This window comes from Enterococcus sp. AAFC-DPL-6103, from assembly GCF_058216595.1.
This window is the reverse complement of the sequence record NZ_CM177102.1, coordinates 2594121-2620163: the sequence shown is the minus strand read 5'-3', so window position 1 is coordinate 2620163 and position 26043 is coordinate 2594121. Positions and strand designations below refer to the sequence as shown.

18 protein-coding genes, 10 tRNA genes, 3 rRNA genes and 1 other annotated feature are annotated in these 26043 nt (G+C 38.7%); of the genes, 28 read left to right on the top strand and 3 right to left on the bottom strand.

Going from position 1 to position 26043, the window contains the following annotated elements:
- The first annotated feature begins 518 nt into the window (after window positions 1–518).
- From rpmH to guaB, 13 genes are all read left to right on the top strand, one after another.
- The gene (gene rpmH / locus AC4BC3_RS12610; protein ID WP_002293121.1) at window positions 519–653 is read left to right on the top strand and encodes a 50S ribosomal protein L34; all 135 of its coding nucleotides are present in this window, start codon (window positions 519–521) and stop codon (window positions 651–653) included.
- 117 nt (window positions 654–770) lie between these two features.
- The gene (gene rnpA / locus AC4BC3_RS12605; RefSeq protein ID WP_067483666.1) at window positions 771–1127 is read left to right on the top strand and encodes a ribonuclease P protein component; all 357 of its coding nucleotides are present in this window, start codon (window positions 771–773) and stop codon (window positions 1125–1127) included.
- On the top strand, window positions 1124–1945 hold the full coding sequence (locus tag AC4BC3_RS12600; protein ID WP_206907825.1) for a membrane protein insertase YidC: 822 nt from the start codon (window positions 1124–1126) through the stop codon (window positions 1943–1945). The genes rnpA and AC4BC3_RS12600 overlap by 4 nt, the downstream gene beginning before the upstream one ends.
- A 14-nt stretch (window positions 1946–1959) precedes the next feature.
- Window positions 1960–2724, top strand: a complete 765-nt coding sequence (gene jag / locus AC4BC3_RS12595) for an RNA-binding cell elongation regulator Jag/EloR (RefSeq protein WP_490466656.1) — start codon at window positions 1960–1962, stop codon at window positions 2722–2724.
- 445 nt (window positions 2725–3169) lie between these two features.
- Window positions 3170–4567 carry a tRNA uridine-5-carboxymethylaminomethyl(34) synthesis GTPase MnmE gene (gene mnmE / locus AC4BC3_RS12590; RefSeq protein WP_490466655.1) on the top strand — a complete coding sequence of 466 codons (1398 nt, stop codon included), beginning with the start codon at window positions 3170–3172 and terminating at the stop codon, window positions 4565–4567.
- Between the two features lie 14 nt (window positions 4568–4581).
- Complete coding sequence (mnmG, locus tag AC4BC3_RS12585) at window positions 4582–6486, top strand: tRNA uridine-5-carboxymethylaminomethyl(34) synthesis enzyme MnmG (RefSeq protein WP_490466654.1); 1905 nt, start codon at window positions 4582–4584, stop codon at window positions 6484–6486.
- A 199-nt stretch (window positions 6487–6685) separates the two neighbouring features.
- Window positions 6686–7399 (top strand): 16S rRNA (guanine(527)-N(7))-methyltransferase RsmG, encoded by a 714-nt coding sequence (gene rsmG, locus AC4BC3_RS12580; RefSeq protein ID WP_490466653.1) that lies wholly within the window; start codon window positions 6686–6688, stop codon window positions 7397–7399.
- Window positions 7400–7410: 11 nt separating this feature from the next.
- Window positions 7411–8178, top strand: coding sequence for a ParA family protein (locus AC4BC3_RS12575; protein ID WP_206907835.1), 768 nt, complete (start codon window positions 7411–7413; stop codon window positions 8176–8178).
- Window positions 8165–9055, top strand: coding sequence for a ParB/RepB/Spo0J family partition protein (locus AC4BC3_RS12570; protein WP_206907836.1), 891 nt, complete (start codon window positions 8165–8167; stop codon window positions 9053–9055). Before AC4BC3_RS12575 ends, AC4BC3_RS12570 begins: the two co-directional genes overlap by 14 nt.
- 17 nt (window positions 9056–9072) lie before the next feature.
- Window positions 9073–9264: a DUF951 domain-containing protein gene (locus AC4BC3_RS12565; RefSeq protein WP_067483680.1), complete on the top strand. Its 192-nt coding sequence runs from the start codon at window positions 9073–9075 to the stop codon at window positions 9262–9264.
- Between the two features lie 8 nt (window positions 9265–9272).
- Window positions 9273–10373 carry a redox-regulated ATPase YchF gene (gene ychF, locus AC4BC3_RS12560; RefSeq protein WP_067483682.1) on the top strand — a complete coding sequence of 367 codons (1101 nt, stop codon included), beginning with the start codon at window positions 9273–9275 and terminating at the stop codon, window positions 10371–10373.
- Window positions 10374–10462: 89 nt separating this feature from the next.
- Window positions 10463–11158, top strand: coding sequence for a DUF1129 domain-containing protein (locus tag AC4BC3_RS12555; protein ID WP_206907839.1), 696 nt, complete (start codon window positions 10463–10465; stop codon window positions 11156–11158).
- A gap of 188 nt (window positions 11159–11346) precedes the next feature.
- Window positions 11347–12831 carry an IMP dehydrogenase gene (gene guaB / locus AC4BC3_RS12550; protein ID WP_490466652.1) on the top strand — a complete coding sequence of 495 codons (1485 nt, stop codon included), beginning with the start codon at window positions 11347–11349 and terminating at the stop codon, window positions 12829–12831.
- A 69-nt stretch (window positions 12832–12900) separates the two neighbouring features.
- Here the strand turns inward: guaB and serS are convergent, their stop codons facing one another.
- The 3 genes from serS to croR all read right to left on the bottom strand — a co-directional run bounded on the left by serS (window position 12901) and on the right by croR (window position 16347).
- A complete protein-coding gene (gene serS / locus AC4BC3_RS12545; RefSeq protein WP_206909714.1) occupies window positions 12901–14172 on the bottom strand; it encodes a serine--tRNA ligase in 1272 nt (423 codons plus the stop codon).
- Between the two features lie 49 nt (window positions 14173–14221).
- Window positions 14222–14429 (bottom strand) — a binding site (T-box leader).
- Window positions 14430–14480: 51 nt separating this feature from the next.
- Window positions 14481–15671 carry a sensor histidine kinase gene (locus AC4BC3_RS12540; protein ID WP_206909715.1) on the bottom strand — a complete coding sequence of 397 codons (1191 nt, stop codon included), beginning with the start codon at window positions 15669–15671 and terminating at the stop codon, window positions 14481–14483.
- Entirely contained in the window at window positions 15658–16347 is a 690-nt protein-coding gene (gene croR / locus AC4BC3_RS12535) for a response regulator transcription factor CroR (protein WP_067483692.1), read from the bottom strand. Before croR ends, AC4BC3_RS12540 begins: the two co-directional genes overlap by 14 nt.
- A 719-nt stretch (window positions 16348–17066) precedes the next feature.
- Between croR and AC4BC3_RS12530 the strand changes: the two genes are divergently transcribed.
- From AC4BC3_RS12530 to AC4BC3_RS12460, 15 genes are all read left to right on the top strand, one after another.
- Window positions 17067–18626: ribosomal RNA gene (locus AC4BC3_RS12530) — 16S ribosomal RNA — on the top strand.
- An 86-nt stretch (window positions 18627–18712) separates the two neighbouring features.
- Window positions 18713–18785: transfer RNA gene (locus AC4BC3_RS12525), tRNA-Ala, on the top strand.
- Window positions 18786–18958: 173 nt separating this feature from the next.
- Window positions 18959–21872: ribosomal RNA gene (locus AC4BC3_RS12520) — 23S ribosomal RNA — on the top strand.
- A gap of 92 nt (window positions 21873–21964) precedes the next feature.
- Window positions 21965–22080: ribosomal RNA gene (rrf, locus tag AC4BC3_RS12515) — 5S ribosomal RNA — on the top strand.
- The 16S, 23S and 5S rRNA genes sit together here with 10 tRNA genes alongside, the layout of an rRNA operon.
- Window positions 22081–22093: 13 nt before the next feature.
- Window positions 22094–22166: transfer RNA gene (locus tag AC4BC3_RS12510), tRNA-Val, on the top strand.
- A gap of 3 nt (window positions 22167–22169) precedes the next feature.
- Window positions 22170–22242, top strand: a tRNA-Lys gene (locus AC4BC3_RS12505).
- 7 nt (window positions 22243–22249) lie between these two features.
- Window positions 22250–22331, top strand: a tRNA-Leu gene (locus tag AC4BC3_RS12500).
- A 22-nt stretch (window positions 22332–22353) separates the two neighbouring features.
- Window positions 22354–22426, top strand: a tRNA-Thr gene (locus AC4BC3_RS12495).
- A 10-nt stretch (window positions 22427–22436) separates the two neighbouring features.
- Window positions 22437–22508 (top strand) — tRNA-Gly (locus AC4BC3_RS12490).
- A 16-nt stretch (window positions 22509–22524) separates the two neighbouring features.
- Window positions 22525–22610 (top strand) — tRNA-Leu (locus AC4BC3_RS12485).
- Window positions 22611–22621: 11 nt separating this feature from the next.
- A tRNA-Arg gene (locus tag AC4BC3_RS12480) sits at window positions 22622–22695 on the top strand.
- 17 nt (window positions 22696–22712) lie between these two features.
- Window positions 22713–22786 (top strand) — tRNA-Pro (locus AC4BC3_RS12475).
- Between the two features lie 54 nt (window positions 22787–22840).
- Window positions 22841–22914, top strand: a tRNA-Arg gene (locus AC4BC3_RS12470).
- A gap of 145 nt (window positions 22915–23059) precedes the next feature.
- Complete coding sequence (locus AC4BC3_RS12465; RefSeq protein ID WP_206911215.1) at window positions 23060–23527, top strand: CtsR family transcriptional regulator; 468 nt, start codon at window positions 23060–23062, stop codon at window positions 23525–23527.
- A gap of 6 nt (window positions 23528–23533) precedes the next feature.
- Window positions 23534–26020 carry an ATP-dependent Clp protease ATP-binding subunit gene (locus AC4BC3_RS12460; RefSeq protein ID WP_490466651.1) on the top strand — a complete coding sequence of 829 codons (2487 nt, stop codon included), beginning with the start codon at window positions 23534–23536 and terminating at the stop codon, window positions 26018–26020.
- Window positions 26021–26043 lie beyond the last annotated feature (23 nt).

The window sequence follows — 26043 nt, the reverse complement described above, 5'->3', positions numbered from 1 at the left end:
AAGGCTTCCTCCTTCATTAAAAAGTGAATAACTAGTACTAATTTAGCATTTTTTTAGATAGTTTTCCACAGAAAGAAAAGAAAAAAATAAATTTATTTGTATTATCCACAAAATTAACTCAAAGAAAAAAGAGAAAATCACAAGGGAGGAAAAAACTTATCCACAGGAGTAATTAACAGGTGGATAAGTTACGATATAAAAAAGTTTTCAACAAGTATGTGTGTATAAAAAAATGAATATATACTAGTGATTCACGAAACAATTCACAGAAAAATGAAACCCTGTGGATTTCTTTTTTTACATGTGTTTATTCTGTGTAAAAAGCATGGTAAAAAAATTGTGGATAATTGCTGTTGATAACTTTTTCCACAAAAAAATCACACAGCAAAAAAGAATGTTGTGGATAAGTTTTGAATGAGTTAATATTATTTTATATTGACAAAACAGCATTCTAGTCGGTATACTATCAAAGTATGTCTGTGTTTATAATTAGATAAGAAATTTTGGAGGTGGAATACATGAAAAGAACATACCAACCAAATAAACGTAAACGTCAAAAAGTTCACGGATTCCGTAAACGTATGAGTACTAAAAATGGACGTCGTGTTTTAGCAAGCCGTCGTCGTAAAGGAAGAAAAGTTCTTTCAGCTTAGGCCACTGGGGTTTCAGTGGTTTTTTTTATGTCCTTTTTTAGGGAAATGATGAACTGATAACAGTAAATATGGTATGATGGTTCACGTAAGTGAGAGATAGAAAAGGAAAGAAAACTAATGAAAAAAGCGTATCGAGTAAAAAAAGAACGAGAGTTTCAAGCCGTCTTTAAAACAGGGGCTTCCTTTGCTAACCGTAAGTTTGTTGTTTACCGATTAGATAAAAAAGACCAACCTCATTTTAGAGTTGGGCTTTCAGTAGGTAAAAAAGTTGGAAATGCAGTTTCCCGCAATGATGTAAAAAGAAAAATTCGTGCAGCGATTTATTCTTTTAAAGATGAAATCGATCCAGAATTAGACTTTATTGTAATTGCAAGACCAAGTGTTAAAGGACTAACTTACGATGAGATTCGCTCAAATTTAGTCCATGTCTTAAAGCTTGCAAAAATAATCGATAGAGAGGTAACGAGTACGTGAAGAAATACAAACGTTTACTTTTGATGGCTGGCATAATTAGTTTAGTTGTCATCTTGTCTGGTTGTGGAACTGGGGAAGTGAGTGCACAAAGTACAGGAATTTGGGATCGCTACATTGTTTATAATTTTGCTCAAGCAATTAAAGGCTTATCTTTTGGGAATGCTGGAATCGGGATAATCCTATTTACATTAGTGATTCGGGTAATATTATTACCACTAATGCATTTTCAAACAAAAAGTATGCGAAAAACACAAGAAGTTCAACCCAAATTAAAAGAGTTACAACAGAAATATTCTTCTAAAGACCCTGAAACTCAAAGCAAATTAAGAGAAGAACAACAACGACTTTATGCTGAAAATGGTGTAAATCCATACGCTGGATGTCTTCCTCTACTGGTACAGATGCCAATTTTGATGGCATTATGGCAATCGATTTCTCGTGTACCAGAATTGAAACAGGGACATTTCCTTTGGCTTAATTTAGGTGAAGCAGATCCAACATTTATTTTGCCAATTTTAGCTGCAATTTTTACTTTTGCAAGTACTTACCTATCTAGTATGAGTCAAATTGAGTCGAACCCAACAACGAAAATTATGAGCTTTGCTATGCCAGTGATGATTTTAGTTATGGGTGTTAACTTGGCGAGTGGTCTTTCATTATACTGGGTAGTTTCAAATGCTTTTCAAGTTGTTCAGACATTGTTGATTAACAATCCGTTTAAGATTCGTAAAGAACGCGAAGAAGCAGCAATGAAGATTCGTGAAAAAGAAAAAGCATTGAAAAAAGCTACAAATCCTAAGAAAAAACGTAAAAAATAAGGGAGGTAATGCTAATGCCGATTTATAAAGCTGCAACAGTAGATGAAGCCATTCAAAATGGTTTGGATCAATTAGGTTTGGCTAAAGATCAAGTTGAAATTGAGATACTTGACGAAGGAAAAAAAGGGTTCCTTGGAATGGGTCGTAAAGCTGCTCAAGTTTCTATTGAGCCATCTGTTAGTGAAACTATTTCAGAAGTAGTGGAAGAAACAGTAGAAGACGTCCTAGAGGAAACTCCTGTAGAAATTACAGTGATTGATGAATTTGAAGCCGAGTCTGAAGAAAATTCAGTAGAACAAGAATTAAGTGACTTGGATGATGAAGCAGCTTTAACGGAATTGGCACTTTATCTTACTGAAATTTCTAAACATTTGGATGCGCCCGCGCTAGTAAAAATGGAGAGAGAAGCGAACTTAATTGTTTTTCACTTAGAAACGCAAAAGCAAGGAATTTTAATTGGTAAACATGGAAAGACGCTGAATGCTTTACAATATTTAGCACAAGTATTTATCCATCGGGTGGCTACAAACAAACTATCAATTGTTGTAAATGTAGGAAACTATCGCGAAAAACGTCAAGAAATTATTCAGCGTTTAGCTGAGCGAACTGCTGATAAAGTCATTCGTACAGGTCAGCCAGTATTTCTAGAACCAATGCCGGCTTTTGAACGAAAGCAGATTCATGCAGTGCTAAGTAAAAATGATGGAGTAAAAACACACTCTGAGGGCGAAGAGCCTTATCGATATTTAGTTGTTGAGCCAGCAAAAAAATTCTACTAAATGAAATAAACAACAAAAAGGGAATGTCAGAAGTCAGTTGGCTTATGACGCTCCCCTTTTTGTTTTCTATTCTATATAGCGTAGAAGATAAAAAAGTATGCCAAAATATGTTTTTATGGCTAATTGGTGTGAAGAAACAAAATCAGATTGACAAAATTTTTTAAACCAAGTATATTTTACTAGAAATCATTCTTATCGAAGTATACGATCGTAGTAGTCTAACTTTGATAGAAAGAAGCACAAAGCATTTGCTTTGTGCTTTTTTTATTTAAAAATCAGGTTAGAGACTAGTCAATCAAAAGAACTTGATTCATTTTTAGAAATGTGATAGTCTATGACAAGAATTTAATCAAGAACAAGCAGTCAAAGTGCTAAGTTCACCTTTTTATGTAAGGGGTGGAGTGGGCGCTTTTTTTGTGCGTAAAATTAAAGGAGAAGTGAAAAAATGGCTGAAATTACTTTGGAGTTTGACACAATCGCAGCAATCTCGACGCCCCCAGGTGAAGGTGCAATTAGTATTGTACGTCTAAGTGGTGATCAAGCAGTTCAAATTGCCAATAAAGTTTATCGCAGTGGAGCAAAAAACTTACTCGATGTACCTAGCCACACGATTCATTATGGCCATATAGCTGATCCAAGAGATAATCATCTAGTGGATGAAGTAATGGTCTCAGTAATGTTAGCACCAAAAACCTTTACTCGCGAAGATGTGGTAGAAATTAATTGTCATGGTGGAATTGTTGTTGTCAATCAAGTGCTTCAGCTTTTACTTAGAGAAGGCGCACGATTAGCAGAGCCAGGGGAATTTACAAAGCGTGCATTTTTAAATGGTCGTGTGGACTTATCACAAGCAGAAGCTGTCATGGATTTAATTCGTGCGAAAACAGATAAAGCAATGGATTTAGCAATTAATCAATTAGATGGGAACCTTTCTTCATTAATTCGCGCATTGCGCCAAGAAATTTTAGAAACATTAGCACAAGTTGAAGTCAATATTGATTATCCAGAATATGACGATGTTGAAGAAATGACAACTAAATTATTACTCGAAAAAGCAAGAATGGTTCATCAAAAAATTGAAGAACTCTTAGCAACTTCAAAACAAGGGAAAGTTTTGCGAGAAGGGTTAAGCACTGCGATTATTGGACGTCCTAACGTAGGAAAATCAAGTTTGCTAAATCATTTATTACGAGAAGAAAAAGCAATTGTAACTGACATTGCTGGAACGACACGTGATGTGATTGAGGAATATGTCAATGTTCGTGGCGTACCTTTAAAATTGATTGATACAGCTGGAATTCGCGAAACAGAGGACGTTGTAGAGCGAATCGGTGTAGAGCGAAGTAGAAAAGCTTTGTCTGAATCTGATTTGATCTTATTAGTTTTAAATCAAAGTGAAGCTTTAACATCAGAAGATGAACAGTTACTGGAAGCAACAAATGGCTTAAAGAGAATTATTCTTTTAAATAAAACTGATTTACCTGCAAAAATTGAACTAGATAAATTAGCAATGTTTATTGATAGTGAGCCTGTTTTTCCAGTTTCAGTCACAAAAAATGATGGCTTGGATCAATTAGAGCTTGCTATTACTGAACTGTTTTTCGGTGGAAAAACAGGTGAGAAAGATGCAACTTATGTTTCCAATACACGACATATCGCATTATTAGAAAAAGCAGCTCTTTCATTAGATGAAGTGGTTACAGGGATAGAAGCGGGTATGCCTGTTGATTTGGTTCAAATTGATATGACCCGTTGTTGGGACTACCTTGGAGAAGTAGTTGGAGATAGTGTTCAAGATGAATTGATAACACAGTTATTTAGTCAATTTTGTTTAGGAAAATAGAGGAGGAACATCTTTTGAATCAATATCAAGCAGAATCATATGATGTTATCGTTGTCGGAGCGGGCCATGCTGGATCTGAAGCAGCATTAGCCTCAGCTAGATTAGGATCGAAAACATTATTATTAACAATTAATTTAGATATGGTTGCATTTATGCCTTGTAATCCATCAGTTGGCGGACCAGCTAAAGGAGTGGTTGTTCGCGAGATTGATGCTCTAGGCGGAGAAATGGGGAAAAATATTGATAAAACGTACATTCAAATGAGAATGTTGAACACCGGAAAAGGACCAGCAGTGCGTGCGTTACGTGCACAAGCTGATAAGCATGCCTATGCGTCAGAAATGAAACATACAATTGAAAAAGAACCTAATTTGACACTACGCCAAGGAATTGTTGAAGAAATAATCGTTGAAGAAGGTGTCTGTCGAGGTGTCGTTACCTCGACAGGCGCACGTTATAACGCAAAAGCTGTCGTTATCACAGCTGGGACAGCTCTTCGTGGTGAAATCATCATTGGTGAATTAAAGTATTCATCAGGTCCCAATAATTCACAGCCATCAGTAGGCTTAGCCAATAATCTAAAAGAATTAGGATTTAAGATTGAACGATTTAAAACAGGAACGCCACCGCGTGTAAAATCAAGTACAATTGATTATTCAGTCACAGAAGAACAACCTGGAGATGAAAAGCCTAATCATTTTAGTTTTAGCACACCCGACAGTGCATATAAAATTGACCAAGAATCGTGCTGGTTAACTTATACTGGTGAGTCAACCCATCAAATTATCCGTGACAATTTACATCGTGCACCGATGTTTACTGGGATCGTTGAAGGTGTGGGTGCGCGTTATTGTCCATCAATTGAAGATAAAATTGTTCGTTTTGCTGATAAACCACGTCATCAATTGTTTTTAGAACCAGAAGGATTAAATACAGAAGAAGTATATGTCCAAGGGTTGTCAACCTCTTTACCAGAAGATGTTCAAGTAGATGTATTGCATTCAATTGCTGGTTTGGAAAAAGTTGAAATGATGCGTACGGGATACGCCATTGAGTATGACGTCATTGAACCACATCAACTACGTCCAACACTTGAAACAAAAGTAGTTGAAAATTTGTATACAGCTGGTCAAACAAACGGAACAAGTGGATATGAAGAAGCAGCAGGGCAAGGTCTGATTGCTGGGATCAATGCATCATTAAAAGTTCAAGAAAAAGAGCCACTCGTAATCAAGCGCAGTGATGGGTATATTGGTGTAATGATTGATGATTTGGTGACAAAAGGAACAAATGAACCTTATCGTTTACTTACTTCTCGTGCAGAATATCGTTTGATTTTACGACATGACAATGCAGATTTACGTTTGACTGAGATGGGTCACCAAATTGGATTAGTAAAAGAAGAACAATATGAGTCTTATCTATTGAAGAAAGCAGCAGTTGAGCAAGAAATCAAACGATTAATGAGCGTTCGAATCAAGCCTACTGCGGAAGTCCAAGCTTTCTTGAGTAGTATTGAAGCAGCTCCATTAAAGGATGGCGTCCTAGCAAGTGATTTCTTGAAGCGTCCAGAGATTTCTTATGCAGATTTGTTAAAATTTATTCCAGAAAACGATACATTGACACATAAAGAAATTGAACAAGTGGAGATACAAATCAAATATGAAGGTTACATCAAAAAAGCAATGGAAAAAGTTGAAAAACTAAAACGTATGGAAGCTAAAAAAATCCCAGAAAATATCGACTACGCAGCAATCAATGGCTTAGCCACAGAAGCAAAACAAAAGTTGCAAAAAATTCAACCTGAAACGATTGCTCAAGCAAGTCGAATCAGTGGGGTAAATCCTGCAGATTTAAGTATCTTGATGGTCTATATCGAACAAGGGAAGATCGCGAAAGTGGACGTATCTGCCCAATAAATTTTTAAAATAAAAAGAGAACTAAAAAAGAACTTGAGTGGGGAATAATTTCTATGCTTCCTCGAGTTCTTTTTTATTTATTTTTTAGTGCGAATTTTTTTAAGATTGTACCTGGAAGCATTGCAAGAAAAAGTAAATTGCGTTAAAGTAGGAGAAGATTCTGTGAAACAATTTCTGTTTCACAATGAAAGGACTAATTATGACACCAGAAGAATTTCGCCAAGCATTAGCAGAAAAACAAATTCATTTATCGGATCATCAGATGGAGCAATTTGCTACATATTTTAAAACACTGGTCGAGTGGAATGAGAAAATGAATTTAACAGCCATTACAGATGAAAATGAAGTGTATTTGAAACATTTTTATGATTCACTGACACTGGCTTTTGAAGTTGATTTCACCGAGAGACTTTCTTTGTGTGATGTTGGATCAGGCGCAGGTTTTCCAAGTATCCCATTAAAAATTGTTTTTCCAGAGTTACAAATCACCATTGTTGATTCATTAAATAAACGAATCACTTTTTTAACAGAATTAACGAACGTATTAGGCATCAGTGCTTCTTTATACCATGATCGTGCAGAAACGTTTGGTCAAAACATGGAGTTTCGTGAATCTTTTGATTTAGTTACTGCAAGAGCTGTCGCTAGGTTAAATGTACTGGCAGAATTATGTATGCCACTAGTGAAGTTAGGTGGACATTTTTATGCACTAAAGGCTGCTAAAAGTGAAGAAGAACTGACTGAAGCGAAACATGCAATTGCACTCTTAGGTGGTAAATTTATCAAAGAGGCAGCAGTTGATTTACCAAAAATTTCGGATCAACGTCATATTCTTATTATAGAAAAGAAAAAAATCACACCCAAAAAATATCCAAGAAAACCTGGATTGCCTAATAAGCAACCCATTAAGTAGGAGGAGAAGAGATGGCACAAATTATATCTGTTGCAAACCAAAAAGGTGGAGTTGGTAAAACGACAACTACAGTTAATCTAGGTGCTTGTCTTGCTAGCCTAGGAAAAAAAGTACTCTTAGTTGATATGGACGCACAAGGAAATGCTACCAGTGGTGTGGGTGTCCGAAAACCGGATGTCAAGCAAGATATTTACGATGTATTGGTGAACGAATTGCCAATTGAAGAAGCAACAATTGTAACAGAACATGAAAATTTAAATATCGTGCCTGCTACTCTCCAATTAGCTGGAGCAGAAATTGAATTAACTTCTATGATGGCTAGAGAGTCTCGATTAAAGGGTTCTTTAGCAGAAGTGAAAGATCAATATGACTATATTTTGATTGATTGTCCACCTTCTTTAGGTCACTTAACAATCAATTCTTTTACTGCCAGTGATGCAATTTTAATACCTGTTCAATGTGAGTATTATGCTTTAGAAGGACTGAGCCAACTACTTAATACCGTTCGTTTGGTACAAAAACATTTCAATCCTGATTTAGAAATTGCTGGTGTTTTATTGACAATGTATGATGCAAGAACAAATCTTGGAACAGAAGTTGTGGAAGAAGTCCGTAAGTATTTCCGAGAAAAAGTATATGATACGATTATTCCAAGAAATATTCGTTTATCAGAAGCTCCAAGTCATGGTCTACCAATTATTGACTATGATCCACGTTCTCGAGGAGCAGAAGTTTATCAAGCATTGGCAAAGGAAGTGGTTGATCGTGAAGAAAAATAAAGGCTTAGGTCGAGGAATCAACGCACTATTTCAAGATTTAGAAAATTTAGAAAGTGTTGATGTGAAAGACGAAGTAGTTATTCAATTACCTTTGAATGAGCTACGTCCGAATCCTTATCAACCACGAAAAACATTTGAAGAAGTATCTTTACAGGAATTAGCTAATTCAATTGAACAATCTGGTGTGTTCCAACCAATTATTGTAAGAAGATCTGCAGTAAAAGGATATGAGATCATCGCTGGTGAGCGACGTTTTCGTGCTTCAAAATTAGCTGAAAAAGAAACAATTCCAGCAATTGTACGAGAATTCAATGAAGAAGCTATGATGCAAGTTGCTGTTTTAGAAAACTTGCAACGAGAAGACTTAAATCCATTAGAAGAAGCAGAAGCTTACGAAATGTTGATGAAGAATTTGAATTTGACACAAGCAGAAGTAGCTAATCGTTTGGGTAAAAGTCGTCCTTACATTGCGAACTACTTACGATTGTTATCTTTACCAGATTTGGTGAAGGAAATGGTTCAAGATCATCGTTTGTCAATGGGGCAAGCTAGAACATTATTAGGTCTAAAAAATAAAGATCTTATTTTGAAATTAGCCAATCGTGTAGTATCGGAGAACTTAACTGTTCGTCAATTAGAACAAATAGTATCTGAATTGAATCAAAATGATGGAAAAGAAAAGAAAAAAATTCCACGTTTGGCAAAAGAAAAACCTTATTATATTCGAGAAAGTGAAGATCGCTTGATGGATAAATTTGGTACGAGTGTTGCAATTCAAGAAAAAGATGGCAAAGGGAAAATTGAAATCGAATATCTTTCACAAAAAGATTTAACAAGGATTCTTGATATTCTTAACATTCAATTTGATGAAGAATAGAAACAGGAGGCTATTTTATGTATGATTTAGGCGATATTGTTGAAATGAAAAAACCTCATGCTTGTCAAACAAATCGTTGGGAAATCATTCGTATGGGAGCAGATATCAAAATCAAGTGTGTAAACTGTGGCCATATCGTGATGATGACACGTCGCGATTTTGAAAAAAAATTAAAAAAAATACTTGAAAAAAAGGCAAAGAAAGAGTGAATTAATTTATGGCATTGACTGCTGGAATCGTTGGGTTACCCAACGTAGGAAAATCAACTTTATTTAATGCAATTACCAAAGCTGGAGCAGAAGCAGCGAACTATCCTTTTGCAACAATTGATCCAAATATTGGAATGGTAGAAGTACCAGACTGGCGTTTACAACGTTTAACAGAGCTTGTACAACCGAAAAAAACCGTACCAACGACATTTGAATTTACCGATATTGCGGGTATTGTTAAAGGTGCAAGTAAAGGTGAGGGATTAGGAAATAAATTTTTAAGCCACATTCGCCAAGTAGATGCGATTTGTCATGTTGTTCGTTGCTTTGATGATGACAATATCACTCACGTTGAAGGTCGAGTGGATCCTTTAGGGGACATTGACACAATCAACTTAGAATTGGTCTTAGCTGATTTAGAGTCGATTACTAAACGTTATACACGTGTGGCTAAAGTAGCAAAAACAAAAGACAAAGAAGCCGTAGCAGAGCTAGCTGTATTGGATAAAATCAAACCAGTTTTAGAAGAAGGTCGTTCTGCTCGATCAATCGAATTCACTGAAGAAGAACAAAAAATCGTTAAAAGTCTGTTTTTACTAACAACTAAACCTATTTTATATGTTGCAAATGTATCAGAAGATGATGTTGCGGATGCAGAATCAAATCATTATGTTCAAGAAGTCCGTAATTTTGCAGCTGAAGAAAATGCAGAAGTTATCGTAGTTTGTGCCCGAGCAGAAGAAGAAATTGCCGAACTAGATGAAGAAGACAAAGCAGAATTCTTAGAAGCTTTAGGGATAGAAGAATCTGGTTTAGATCAATTGATTCGTGCAGCTTACGGATTGCTTGGACTAGCAACTTATTTCACAGCAGGCGAACAAGAAGTGCGTGCTTGGACTTTCAGAAAGGGAATCAAAGCACCACAAGCAGCTGGAATTATCCATACGGACTTCGAGCGTGGTTTTATTCGTGCAGAAACAGTTTCATTTGATGATTTGAATAAATATGGAAATATGCACGCAGCTAAAGAAGCTGGTCGTGTTCGTTTAGAAGGTAAAGAGTACATTGTGCAAGATGGAGATGTTATGTTGTTCCGTTTTAATGTATAAAAGGGCTATCATAGTTTGCTAAAAATATGTTAAAATATTTTTTGTGACAACCGTTAAGCAAACTAACGGCTAAGGAGGACTACTAGATCATGGAACCAGAGCAATTACGTGAAATGGTGAAAGAAAATAATCATTTAGAAACACAATTAACGAAGCGAAACCAACAGTATATTTTTGATTTGAAGAAATCTTTAGAGGCGGCAAACTTATCTGAGGCAGAAAAAGTTAATGCGCTTCATGATATGTTACCAGTCTTGGTGAAAGAACAAAAAGGCGGTAAAACTGCACGTCAACTTTTTGGAACGGTTTCTGAGCGAACAGAATCAATTATTAGTAAGCCAGTAGCGCCAAAGAAATCTTCTACACCAGTTTTGATGTGGCTAGATAATACATTATTGTTACTAGGTCTACTGAGCATCATGATTGCAATTACAGGTTTCTTTTCACGTGAAACAGCTCCAGCTTATGGAATTTCTACGCTTCTATTCGGGTCAGCAATTGGTGGTTGGGTGTTTTATATGATGTATAAATATATTTATCAATATGAATATCCAGGTGCAGATAGAAGTAAGAAACCAGGAATGTTAAAAACTTTATTGATTTTAGGTGGCTCAACACTTGTGTGGGTAATCGCATTTTCAGCGACAACTTTACTTCCACCTGTTCTTAATCCTGTATTGAATCCAATTATAGTAATTGTTATTGGTGCCGGGGCATTAGCACTACGTTACTATTTGAAGAAAAAATATGAAATTGTAGGCAGCTTATCTGTTCCAAGAAGATAAATGAACGAACAACGCACGAATTTATTTGTGCGTTGTTTTTTTTTGTTTTCTTTCGTAACAATGAGAATAATCGAAAGAAAATCGTTGTTTTATGAGAAATAAAGCAGCAGTTTCTGCTTGGTTATTGACTTAAAGGTTAAAATCGCTTATTTTAATAGATAAACTAAATTAGAGGAGTGGTATTAACAATGTCCAACTGGGAAACAAAGTTCACGAAAAAAGGGTTTACTTTTGATGATGTCTTATTGATACCAGCAGAAAGTCACGTGTTACCAAACGAAGTGGATATGAGCATACAACTAGCAAAAAATATTAAGTTAAACATTCCAATTATGAGCGCAAGTATGGATACGGTAACTGATAGTAAAATGGCAATTGCAATGGCTCGTCAAGGTGGTCTAGGTGTGATTCATAAAAACATGACAATTGACCAGCAAGCGGAAGAAGTTCGCAAAGTGAAACGTTCAGAAAGTGGCGTTATCATTGATCCATTCTTTTTAACACCACAACATCTAGTTGCTGATGCCGAAGAACTAATGAGTAAATATCGCATTAGTGGTGTTCCAATTGTTGAAACTTTAGAAAATAGAAAATTAGTAGGAATCATCACTAACCGTGATATGCGTTTTGTAACAAATTATCATATTCCGATTGACGATGTGATGACAAAGGATAACTTAGTTGTTGCCCCAGAAGGAACTTCTCTAAAAGATGCAGAGAAAATTTTACAGAAACACAAGATTGAGAAATTACCAATCGTTGATGAAGATGGTCGCTTAAGTGGTTTGATTACCATTAAAGATATTGAAAAAGTAATCGAATTTCCTAATGCTGCGAAAGATGAACATGGTCGTTTACTCGTTGCCGCTGCAGTAGGTGTAACAAGTGATACTTTTGAGCGCGCGGATGCTTTATTAGCTGCTGGTGTAGATGCAATCATCATTGATACAGCTCACGGTCACAGTGCAGGTGTGATTCGTAAGATTAAAGAAATTCGTGAAACTTTCCCAGAAGCAACATTGATTGCTGGTAACGTAGCAACTGCTGAAGCAACCAAAGCACTTTATGATGTTGGTGTTGATGTTGTTAAAGTTGGGATTGGACCTGGTTCGATTTGTACAACTCGGGTTGTTGCAGGTGTCGGTGTTCCTCAATTAACAGCCATTTATGATGCAGCTTCCGTTGCACGTCAATATGGTAAAACAATTATTGCCGATGGTGGGATCAAATATTCAGGTGATATTGTTAAAGCTTTAGCTGCTGGAGGACATGCGGTTATGTTAGGTAGTATGCTAGCCGGGACAGATGAATCACCAGGTGAATTTGAAATTTTCCAAGGTCGTCGTTTCAAAACATATCGTGGAATGGGTTCATTAGGTGCAATGGAAAAAGGATCAAAAGATCGCTATTTCCAAGGTAGCATTAATGAAGCAAATAAATTAGTTCCTGAAGGTATTGAAGGCCGTGTAGCTTATAAAGGAAGCGTAGCAGATATCATCTTCCAAATGATTGGCGGATTAAAATCTGGAATGGGCTATGTTGGTGCTGCAAACTTACAACAATTAAGAGATGATGCACAATTCATCCAAATGAGTGGCAGTGGACTAAAAGAATCACATCCACATGATGTTCAAATCACTAAAGAAGCACCAAACTATTCAGTTGAATCATAAACAACAAAAAACCATCCACCAAAATCAATTATGATTTTGGTGGATGGTTTTTTGTTTTATAAAGTAAATTTATTTGATTACTCTTAAATTTCCCATATATGGCACTAAGACTTCAGGAATAGTTACTGAGCCATCTTCATTTTGATAATTTTCTAAGATTGCTGCGACTGTGCGGCCAACAGCTAAACCAGAACCATTCAATGTATGTGCATAATGAATTTTTCCATCTTCATCGCGGTAGCGAATCATTGCTCGACGTGCTTGGAAATCTTCACAATTTGAACATGAACTGATTTCACGGAAAGTATCTTGTGCAGGAATCCAAACTTCTAAATCATAAGTTTTAGCAGCAGAGAAGCCCATGTCCCCTGTTGATAAAGCAACGACACGATAGGGTAAGTTCAATTTTTGCAAAATATCTTCAGCATCATTAGTCATTTTTTCTAGTTCTTCATAAGAATGTTCAGCATCAGAAAACTTAACCATTTCGACTTTGTTAAATTGATGCAAGCGAATCAAACCACGAGTATCTCTACCAGCACTGCCAGCTTCTGAACGAAAAGCAGGGCTAAGAGCGGTAAAGCGAATTGGCAAATCTTTTCCATTTAAAATTTCATCATTGTAATAGTTAGTTAAAGGAACCTCTGCAGTAGGAATCAATGTTAAATCAGTATTTTCCAATTGGAATACATCTTCTTTAAATTTTGGAAATTGACCTGTCCCAAACATTGCACGACTGTTAACGATGTATGGAGTAATCATTTCAGTATAGCCGTGCTCATAAATATGTTGGTCTAGCATAAAATTATATACCGCACGTTCTAGACGCGCGCCTAACCCTTTGTAATAAACAAAACGACTTCCTGAAACTTTCGCGCCACGTTCAAAATCTAAAATATCAAGATTTTCTGCGATTTCCCAGTGTGGTTTAGGTTCAAAAGAAAAGTTTCGTGGATTGCTCCAACGACGAACTTCGACATTATCCTCTTCATCTTTTCCAATTGGGACTGATTCATTAGGTAAATTTGGTAAGGTAGTAGCAATCTGAGTAAGTTTTTCATCAACATCAGCAATTTCTGTATCTAAGGCTTTGATGTTACCACCAACTTCTTTCATTTCTGAAATTTTTGCAGAAGCATCTTCTTTATTACGTTTTAGTTGCGCAATTTCTGCAGAAACATCATTTCGATATTTTTTTAATTCCTCACTTTTTACAAGCAAATTACGACGACTTTCATCTAATTCCATAAATTCAGCCAAAGTTTCTTTTTTTACGCCACGTGTCATTAATTTTTCTTGGACTGAGTCAAAGTTCTGACGCATCATTTTCACATCTAACATTACTAATTCCTCCTTTATAAATAAAAAAAGACTATTTGTTCCCAAAAAATCTTGGGACGAAATAGTCTTGTATTCGCGGTACCACCCGAGTTCAGCATCAACGGCTGCTCTTGTTTACAGATAACGGCTGCTAACCGGCTTTTTTTATTTCAAAAAGCACACATTATAGAACTGGAACTTCCAAATTATTTTTTACTGATTTGCAGCGACCATCAGCTCTCTGTAAAAAAATAAAGTGTACTGGGTTCAGTGTTTAGTATTCACTAATTGACTTAAGAATATCGAAAAATAGGATATTCGTCAACTGATTATTTTTTGTCTTGAGGAAGTTTACTATTTTTTTTCAAAGGTAGGTGCATAATAAATGAAGTCCAACTTTGATCTGATTTTGCATAAATGTAGCCGCCATGTAATGCAACGATACTTTGAGCAATTGCTAGCCCAAGTCCTGTTCCACCAGTTGCTTGTGATCGAGATTCTTCCACTCGATAAAAACGGTCAAACAAATTATCAAGCGATTGTTTTGGAATCATTGCACCATTATTTTTAACGACAGCTACAACTTCTGTTCCAATACGCTCGACTTCAATAATAATCTTTGTAGCTCCTTTACCGTACTTCAAAGCATTTGTAATTAAATTATTAAAGACACGAACCAATTTTTCTGTGTCTCCATCCATAATCAAAGAAGACTCTTTAGATTGGACAAGTATTTGGATATTTTTTTTTGCCGCTTCCAACTCAAAGTCAGCAGCAAGTTGTTCGATTAATTGAATTAAATCAAATGCTGAAAAGTTAACAGGTACAGCAGGCTGTCGTACTTTTGTATATTCAAAAAGATCTTCAACTAAAGACTTCATTTGTTTCGCCTTTACATAAGCAGTATGTGTGTACTTCAAAAGATCTTCTTGAGAATGATATTGTCCATCTTCAATCAAACCTAAGTAGCCAATAATGGATGTTAGTGGGGTACGAATATCATGGCTTACATTTGTAATTAGTTCATCCTTTGATTTTTCAATTTTTCGTTCATCTTCAATAGCGGCGACAGTACTATCTACTAATCCATTGATACTAGTGACAACTCTACTAAGATCTCCACTGAGTTCAAAAGGGATTCGGTGATCATAGTTGCCATTAGCAATGAAATGCAGTTCACTAATAATATGACGTAACTGCATTTGCCGATAGCGACGAATCAAGCGCCAGTATAAAACTGCTATATCTAATAGTAAGAAAAGCGGAATAATAAAATTCCTACCATTCCAAAAAAGGTCAGATCCAAGTCGTTGAGCAAAAATATTTTTGGAGTCCCAAATTGCATTTGTGAGAGAAGGGGAGCTGTTAATGACAGAACTAATTACTACTAAAATAGCAACATTTAATAGAAGTAAAAGAATAACTGTGATGATTCCTTCTGCTAAAAGTTCACTAATTTCTTTGGAGGTTAAAATGATACGTCGGCGCTTTTCTTTTCCTACGCTCTTATCTTGCGTCAATTTTATATCCAACCCCCCAAACAGTTTGAATGACTTTTTCTCCACCTGTAGCTTCTTCAATCTTATCCCGTAAATGGCTCACATGTACCATAACTGTTTTTGCTGAGACAATACTTTCTTGTTTCCAAACACGTTCAAAAATTTCATCCGCACTAAAAACACGATTTGGATGACTTGCTAAAAGATATAAAATTCCAAATTCTAGAGCAGTTAATTGGATTTCTTTCCCGTCAATTGTTTTTACCTCATGAGAGTCTTTATTGATTATCAACGAGTTTACTTCTAGTACATCTGGTTGTTCAGCAGTTATTTGCATTTTTGTACGACGTAGTAAAGATTTTACACGCGCCATAACTTCCAATGGATTAAATGGTTTAGTTACGTAATCATCTGCACCAGCAACCAATCCTTTGATTTTATCCATATCAGTTGTTTTTGCTGTTAACATGATAATTGGAATTTGAGATTCTTTCCGTAATTCTTTCACAACTTGCATCCCGTCCATTTCAGGCATCATGATATCTAAAATAAGTAGTTCAATATCTGGAATGGTTCTGATTTTTGATAGTGCTTCTTTTCCATCATAAGCTTTTACCGCTTCGTATCCTTCATTGTGTACATAGATACTCAATAACTCTACAATTTCTTTATCGTCATCTGCAATTAAAATTTTCATATAGTGAATCCTCCAGAATATAAGTATGTTTACCATTATTCTAGCAAAAAAAAGCAGAAATAGATAAAAGCAACACTTTGTTAACAAAAAATTTAGAAGAAATCACTGTAAATCAAATATAATAAAAAAAACTGAACAATTTTTTCAGATATAACATATAATTGAGCAAAAATAGTGTAAAAAGCGAATGAATTTAAAACAGAATTAAAGAATAATCGATCTTGCTATAAATGTTGTCAAAACAGCTTTTTTCTTGTTGACTTTAGAATTTTAAGTTGGTATATTATTATTTGTTCAACAGAGTTGTCGTAATTTTGTTGAGTAATTGTTAAATAAGTTATTGACATGTGAATTGTCACGTGATAAGATAACTGAGTCGTTTAGAAAGAACCTCTTATGAAGCTTGATTTCATCAAGAAAAACTTCAAAAAAGTTCTTGACAAATAACAAACGATATGATATGATAAATGAGTTGCCGAAAGATTTCTTAAACGAAATCGAAAAACTTTTTCAAAAAAGAGTTGACATTTAAACGTCGCTCTGATATGATATAAAAGTTGCTACGGCAATTCAAGTAGACCTTTGAAAACTGAACAAAGTAAGACAAACCAAATGTGTAGGGCGTCTTGATTCAATTCAAGACAACAAACATTTTTAAACAGCAAGCAATATGCTAGCAAACAAATTGAGCTTAACAATCGAAAGATTGTTCTAACTTTTATTATGAGAGTTTGATCCTGGCTCAGGACGAACGCTGGCGGCGTGCCTAATACATGCAAGTCGTACGCTTTTTCTTTCACCGGAGCTTGCTCCACCGAAAGAAAAGGAGTGGCGAACGGGTGAGTAACACGTGGGTAACCTGCCCATCAGAAGGGGATAACACTTGGAAACAGGTGCTAATACCGTATAACAATCGAAACCGCATGGTTTTGATTTGAAAGGCGCTTTCGGGTGTCGCTGATGGATGGACCCGCGGTGCATTAGCTAGTTGGTGAGGTAACGGCTCACCAAGGCCACGATGCATAGCCGACCTGAGAGGGTGATCGGCCACATTGGGACTGAGACACGGCCCAAACTCCTACGGGAGGCAGCAGTAGGGAATCTTCGGCAATGGACGAAAGTCTGACCGAGCAACGCCGCGTGAGTGAAGAAGGTTTTCGGATCGTAAAACTCTGTTGTTAGAGAAGAACAAGGATGAGAGTAACTGTTCATCCCTTGACGGTATCTAACCAGAAAGCCACGGCTAACTACGTGCCAGCAGCCGCGGTAATACGTAGGTGGCAAGCGTTGTCCGGATTTATTGGGCGTAAAGCGAGCGCAGGCGGTTTCTTAAGTCTGATGTGAAAGCCCCCGGCTCAACCGGGGAGGGTCATTGGAAACTGGGAGACTTGAGTGCAGAAGAGGAGAGTGGAATTCCATGTGTAGCGGTGAAATGCGTAGATATATGGAGGAACACCAGTGGCGAAGGCGACTCTCTGGTCTGTAACTGACGCTGAGGCTCGAAAGCGTGGGGAGCAAACAGGATTAGATACCCTGGTAGTCCACGCCGTAAACGATGAGTGCTAAGTGTTGGAGGGTTTCCGCCCTTCAGTGCTGCAGCTAACGCATTAAGCACTCCGCCTGGGGAGTACGACCGCAAGGTTGAAACTCAAAGGAATTGACGGGGGCCCGCACAAGCGGTGGAGCATGTGGTTTAATTCGAAGCAACGCGAAGAACCTTACCAGGTCTTGACATCCTTTGACCACTCTAGAGATAGAGCTTCCCCTTCGGGGGCAAAGTGACAGGTGGTGCATGGTTGTCGTCAGCTCGTGTCGTGAGATGTTGGGTTAAGTCCCGCAACGAGCGCAACCCTTATTGTTAGTTGCCATCATTAAGTTGGGCACTCTAGCAAGACTGCCGGTGACAAACCGGAGGAAGGTGGGGATGACGTCAAATCATCATGCCCCTTATGACCTGGGCTACACACGTGCTACAATGGGAAGTACAACGAGTCGCGAAGTCGCGAGGCTAAGCTAATCTCTTAAAGCTTCTCTCAGTTCGGATTGTAGGCTGCAACTCGCCTACATGAAGCCGGAATCGCTAGTAATCGCGGATCAGCACGCCGCGGTGAATACGTTCCCGGGCCTTGTACACACCGCCCGTCACACCACGAAAGTTTGTAACACCCGAAGTCGGTGAGGTAACCTTTTGGAGCCAGCCGCCTAAGGTGGGATAGATGATTGGGGTGAAGTCGTAACAAGGTAGCCGTATCGGAAGGTGCGGCTGGATCACCTCCTTTCTAAGGAATATTACGGAGACTACACAGGTTTGTCATTATTACTTTGTTCAGTTTTGAGAGGTTTACTCTTATTATTTTTAATACTTGGGGCCTTAGCTCAGCTGGGAGAGCGCCTGCTTTGCACGCAGGAGGTCAGCGGTTCGATCCCGCTAGGCTCCATTAACAACATTAGTTGTTAATTTTGTTCATTGAAAACTGGATATTTGAAGTAAGATCAAAACAAACCGAGAACACCGCGTTGAATGAGTTTTTTAATAAGTTCAATTGCTTATTTTTCTTGACACGTTTCTATCGCTAGAAATGAAGTCAAAACCCAACCGTAAGGTTGATAAGGTTAAGTGAATAAGGGCGCACGGTGGATGCCTTGGCACTAGGAGCCGATGAAGGACGGGACTAACACCGATATGCTTTGGGGAGCTGTACGTAAGCTATGATCCAGAGATTTCCGAATGGGGGAACCCAGCATCTTTTATAGGATGTTACAAATATGTGAATACATAGCATATTTGAGGTAGACGCAGAGAACTGAAACATCTAAGTACCTGCAGGAAGAGAAAGAAAATTCGATTCCCTGAGTAGCGGCGAGCGAAACGGGAAAAGCCCAAACCAACAAGCTTGCTTGTTGGGGTTGTAGGACTCCGATATGGTAGTTTTTTCAGATAATCGAATGACTTGGAAAAGTCAGTCAAAGAGGGTAAAAACCCCGTAGATGAAATTTGGAAAGCACCTAGGAGGATCCTGAGTACGGCGGAACACGAGGAATTCCGTCGGAATCCGGGAGGACCATCTCCCAAGGCTAAATACTCCCTAGTGACCGATAGTGAACCAGTACCGTGAGGGAAAGGTGAAAAGCACCCCGGAAGGGGAGTGAAATAGAACCTGAAACCGTGTGCCTACAACAAGTCAAAGCCCGTTAATGGGTGATGGCGTGCCTTTTGTAGAATGAACCGGCGAGTTACGATTGCATGCGAGGTTAAGTCGAAGAGACGGAGCCGTAGCGAAAGCGAGTCTGAATAGGGCGTTTGAGTATGTAGTCGTAGACCCGAAACCATGTGATCTACCCATGTCCAGGTTGAAGGTGCGGTAAAACGCACTGGAGGACCGAACCCACGTACGTTGAAAAGTGCGGGGATGAGGTGTGGGTAGCGGAGAAATTCCAAACGAACTTGGAGATAGCTGGTTCTCTCCGAAATAGCTTTAGGGCTAGCCTCGGAATTGAGAATGATGGAGGTAGAGCACTGTTTGGACTAGGGGCCCATCTCGGGTTACCGAATTCAGATAAACTCCGAATGCCATTCATTCATATCCGGGAGTCAGACTGTGAGTGATAAGATCCATAGTCGAAAGGGAAACAGCCCAGACCACCAGCTAAGGTCCCAAAATATATGTTAAGTGGAAAAGGATGTGGGGTTGCACAGACAACTAGGATGTTGGCTCAGAAGCAGCCACCATTTAAAGAGTGCGTAATAGCTCACTAGTCGAGTGACCCTGCGCCGAAAATGTACCGGGGCTAAACATATTACCGAAGCTGTGGATAACACCTATGGTGTTATGGTAGGAGAGCGTTCTAAGGGCGTTGAAGGTAGATCGTGAGGACTACTGGAGCGCTTAGAAGTGAGAATGCCGGTATGAGTAGCGAAAGACAGGTGAGAATCCTGTCCACCGAATGACTAAGGTTTCCTGGGGAAGGCTCGTCCGCCCAGGGTTAGTCGGGACCTAAGCCGAGGCCGAAAGGCGTAGGCGATGGATAACAGGTTGATATTCCTGTACCCGTTGTTTTTGTTTGAGCAATGGAGGGACGCAGGAGGCTAAGGAAAGCAGACGATTGGAAATGTCTGTCCAAGCAGTAAGTCTTAGGTTGAGTCAAATGCTTAATCTTTTAAGGACAAGCTGTGATGGGGAGGGAAATAATAGTACCGAAGTTCCTGATGTCACACTGCCAAGAAAAGCTTCTAGTGAGAAAACAATGGCCCGTACCGCAAACCGACACAGGTAGTCGAGGAGAGAATCCTAAGGTGAGCGAGAGAACTCTCGTTAAGGAACTCGGCAAAATGACCCCGTAACTTCGGGAGAAGGGGTGCTGATCGTCAGATCAGCCGCAGTGAATAGGCCCAAGCGACTGTTTATCAAAAACACAGGTCTCTGCAAAATCGTAAGATGAAGTATAGGGGCTGACGCCTGCCCGGTGCTGGAAGGTTAAGAGGAGTGCTTAGCGTAAGCGAAGGTACGAATTGAAGCCCCAGTAAACGGCGGCCGTAACTATAACGGTCCTAAGGTAGCGAAATTCCTTGTCGGGTAAGTTCCGACCCGCACGAAAGGCGTAACGATTTGGGCACTGTCTCAACGAGAGACTCGGTGAAATTTTAGTACCTGTGAAGATGCAGGTTACCCGCGACAGGACGGAAAGACCCCATGGAGCTTTACTGTAGTTTGATATTGAGTGTCTGTACCGCATGTACAGGATAGGTAGGAGCCGTAGAAATCGGAACGCTAGTTTCGATGGAGGCGCTGGTGGGATACTACCCCTGCGTTATGGCCACTCTAACCCGCACCACTAATCGTGGTGGGAGACAGTGTCAGATGGGCAGTTTGACTGGGGCGGTCGCCTCCTAAAAGGTAACGGAGGCGCCCAAAGGTTCCCTCAGAATGGTTGGAAATCATTCGAAGAGTGTAAAGGCAGAAGGGAGCTTGACTGCGAGACCAACAAGTCGAGCAGGGACGAAAGTCGGGCTTAGTGATCCGGTGGTTCCGCATGGAAGGGCCATCGCTCAACGGATAAAAGCTACCCTGGGGATAACAGGCTTATCTCCCCCAAGAGTCCACATCGACGGGGAGGTTTGGCACCTCGATGTCGGCTCGTCGCATCCTGGGGCTGTAGTCGGTCCCAAGGGTTGGGCTGTTCGCCCATTAAAGCGGCACGCGAGCTGGGTTCAGAACGTCGTGAGACAGTTCGGTCCCTATCCGTCGCGGGCGTTGGAAATTTGAGAGGAGCTGTCCTTAGTACGAGAGGACCGGGATGGACTTACCGCTGGTGTACCAGTTGTTCTGCCAAGGGCATTGCTGGGTAGCTATGTAGGGAAGGGATAAACGCTGAAAGCATCTAAGTGTGAAGCCCACCTCAAGATGAGATTTCCCATTTCTTTAAGAAAGTAAGATCCCTGAGAGATGATCAGGTAGATAGGTCAGAAGTGGAAGTACAGTGATGTATGGAGCGGACTGATACTAATCGATCGAGGACTTAACCAAGAATGGTAAAAGAAAAAACTCGGAAGAGTTTGAGATTACTTCAAATCCAGTTTTGAGTGAGCAAAAGCAAACTCAATAAGATAACACCACAGTGTGGTGGCGATAGCGAGAAGGATACACCTGTAACCATGCCGAACACAGAAGTTAAGCTTCTTAGCGCCGATTGTAGTGAGGGGTTGCCCCTTGTGAGAGTAGGACGTCGCCACGCTTAAGTTATCAATGGAGGTTTAGCTCAGTTGGGAGAGCATCTGCCTTACAAGCAGAGGGTCAGCGGTTCGAACCCGTTAACCTCCATATGAGCCGTTAGCTCAGTTGGTAGAGCATCTGACTTTTAATCAGAGGGTCACAGGTTCGAGCCCTGTACGGCTCATATTTTTGCGGGTGTGGCGGAATTGGCAGACGCACTAGATTTAGGATCTAGCGCCTTACGGCGTGGGGGTTCAAGTCCCTTCACCCGCATTATATGAATATATCTATTCAAGCCGGCTTAGCTCAGTTGGTAGAGCATCTGATTTGTAATCAGAGGGTCGAGGGTTCAAATCCTTTAGCCGGCATCAAGTTTATGCGGAAATAGCTCAGTGGTAGAGCACCACCTTGCCAAGGTGGGGGTCGCGGGTTCGAACCCCGTTTTCCGCTTTGCCATTATCAAAACGCCGGGGTGGCGGAACTGGCAGACGCACAGGACTTAAAATCCTGCGGTGAGTGATCACCGTACCGGTTCGATTCCGGTCCTCGGCATTAACACATATGCGCCCATAGCTCAACTGGATAGAGTGTTTGACTACGGATCAAAAGGTTAGGGGTTCGACTCCTCTTGGGCGCGTAGTCTTTTTATTTTTTCGGGAAGTAGCTCAGCTTGGTAGAGCACTTGGTTTGGGACCAAGGGGTCGCAGGTTCGAATCCTGTCTTCCCGATTTTTTTATTGATTTTTTGTTGAATTCGTTTTATAATTTTTATAAATTGAATATGCGCCCATAGCTCAACTGGATAGAGTGTTTGACTACGGATCAAAAGGTTAGGGGTTCGACTCCTCTTGGGCGCGTTAATACGGAATAGTTTATTCCGTATTTTTTTTGGTTTAAAATGGTATTTTATTGAAACTTTTATTAACTAAAGGCATTCTCCTTTCATTCTTTGTTTAAATTAGCTATAATTAAGGTCAATATTAGTCAAAGGGAATGAAGAAGATGGCACATCAAAATACCTCGGATTTAATTGAGTCATATATAAAAAAAATTTTAGAAGAAAATGAAATGATTGAGATTCGAAGGATTGAAATGGCAGACCTCTTTAACTGCGTTCCTTCGCAAATAAATTATGTTATAAACACTCGCTTTACTATTCAACGCGGTTATTTAGTAGAAAGTAAACGCGGCGGTGGTGGCTATATTAGAATTGCAAAAGTTCGAATTTCTGACAAGAGACATATGTTAGACCAAATTAATCAGCTATTTGATGAAACAATCAGTGAAAAAGATTCATTTTCAATTATCCAAAAATTATATGAGGATAAAATGATTACAAAAAAAGAAGGAAATTTAATGCTTAGTGCTATTGCAAAAAGCACTCTAAATTACAGTGACCTGGAAGGTCATATTCGTGCTAGAATTCTACGAGCTTTTTTAGAACGGTTAAGTTATGAAGATGGGAAGTGAAGATTGATGGAAGAACTTTTTAATGAACGGGCCCAAGTAGTCTTGGAAATCGCACAAGATGAAGCAAAAAGATTAAAACACCAATCTGTTAGTTCTGAGCATATTTTATTAGCTTTAGTTTTAGAACCTAATGGAATTGCTGGGAAAGTTTTACGTGAGTTAGGCGTAAATGAAACAGATATTTATGAAGAAATTGAACATTTAATTGGTTATGGTGGCGTAAATAAGTATGTAGAAGGAATTTATCTTCCATACTCACCACGAATGAAACAAGTTTTTGCACTAGCAAATAGCGAAGCAAAAAAAATGAATATTCAAAAAATAGGTACAGAACAAATTTTATCTAGTTTGTTGAAAGATGAGAGTATTATGGCTACACGTATTCTTATTAACTTAGGAGTAGATGTTGCTACTGTTCGTCAAATACTTAAACGAAAAATGGGCATGAATGAAGGTCTTAAAAATAATGCTAGTCGTCGCAGAAATCCACAAGACAAGCGCCAAACTGTTAAAGGAACACCAACTTTAGACTCGTTAGCTCGCGATTTAACCAAACTAGCTAAAGAAAATAAATTAGATCCTGTTGTAGGTCGTTCAAAAGAAGTAAAAAGAGTAATCCAAGTATTAAGTCGACGAACAAAAAATAATCCAGTCCTTGTTGGGGAACCAGGTGTAGGTAAAACAGCTATCGCCGAAGGATTGGCTCAGAAAATTATTCTAGGTGAAGTACCTGAAGAAATGCGTTCAAAACGTTTGATGATGTTAGATATGGGTTCTTTAGTAGCAGGAACAAAATATCGTGGTGAATTTGAAGATCGTATGAAGAAAGTAATTGATGAAATTTACAATGATGGTCAAGTTATTTTGTTCATTGATGAGTTGCATACACTGATAGGTGCAGGTGGTGCGGAAGGCGCAATTGATGCATCAAATATTTTAAAACCAGCGTTAGCGCGTGGTGAGCTTCAAACAATTGGTGCGACAACTTTAAATGAATACCAAAAATATATTGAAAAAGATTCTGCTTTAGAAAGACGTTTTGCGCGTATTCAAGTCGATGAACCTTCAACTGAAGAAGCAGAAGAAATTTTGCGAGGTCTACGTTCACGTTATGAAGAGCATCATGGTGTAGCAATTACAGACGAAGCTTTGCGTGCCGCCGTTACTCTTTCTGTTCGCTACATCAATTCAAGGCAACTTCCAGATAAGGCAATTGATTTGATTGATGAATCTGCAGCAAAAGTTCGGTTAGATCAAACAAGTGATGTAAGCGAGACTACAGTAGTTAAAGCTGAGATTGAGCGTTTGGTTATTGAGAAAGAAAGAGCCATTCAGAAACAAGATTTTGAAACCGCGGCCCTTTTGCGTAATAAAGAAAAGAAAGCTACACAAAAACTTGAAAAACTTTTATTGATTGAAGAAAAAAATACGAATGGTTATGCCAATCGAGTGACTGATGAAGATGTCGCAACAGTAGTTTCTGAATGGACAGGCGTTCCATTACAGCAACTGGAGAAAAAAGAAAGCGAACGTTTATTAGAATTAGAAGCATTATTACATGAACGAGTAGTAGGACAAGATGAAGCGGTTAAAGCAGTTTCTAGAGCAATCCGTCGTGCACGAAGTGGTTTGAAAGATCCACAACGACCGATTGGTTCATTCATGTTTCTTGGGCCAACAGGTGTCGGGAAAACAGAACTTGCAAAAGCATTATCTGAAGTGATGTTTGGTAGCGAAGAATCATTAATTCGTGTAGATATGTCTGAATTTATGGAAAAATATAGTACTAGTCGTTTGATTGGCTCGCCTCCAGGATATGTTGGTTATGATGAAGGTGGACAATTAACAGAAAAAATTCGTCAAAAACCCTATTCAGTTATCTTGTTAGATGAAGTTGAAAAAGCACATCCAGATGTTTTTAATTTACTATTGCAAGTACTTGATGATGGTCATTTGACAGATTCTAAGGGAAGAAAAGTTGATTTTAGAAATACAATTCTAATTATGACATCGAACATTGGTGCGACACAAATTAGAGAAGAAAAAAATGTCGGATTTAATGTCCAAGATGTAACGAAAGATCATAAAGCAATGCAAAAAAGAATCTTAGAAGAATTAAAGAAAGCTTTTCGCCCCGAATTCTTGAACAGAATTGATGAAACAGTAGTCTTCCACTCTCTGAACAAAGAAGAAATTCGTGAAATTGTTCAAATTATGAGCAAAGCGATTGTAAAACGTTTAGCAGACCAAGACATTGAAGTGAAAATTACCCAAGCAGCGATTGATATCATTGGTAAAGCTGGTTTTGATCCAGAGTATGGTGCTCGTCCAATCCGTCGTGCACTTCAAAAAGAAGTTGAAGATCGATTAAGTGAAGCTTTGCTTAGTGGAGAAATTCATCTAGGTGATCGAGTAACTATTGGTGGTTCAAAAGGAAAAATCACTTTGAATGTTAGAGAACCAAAAATTAAAAAGGAAATCGTTTCTGTCTGAATTTAACTTTGATAAATGGCACA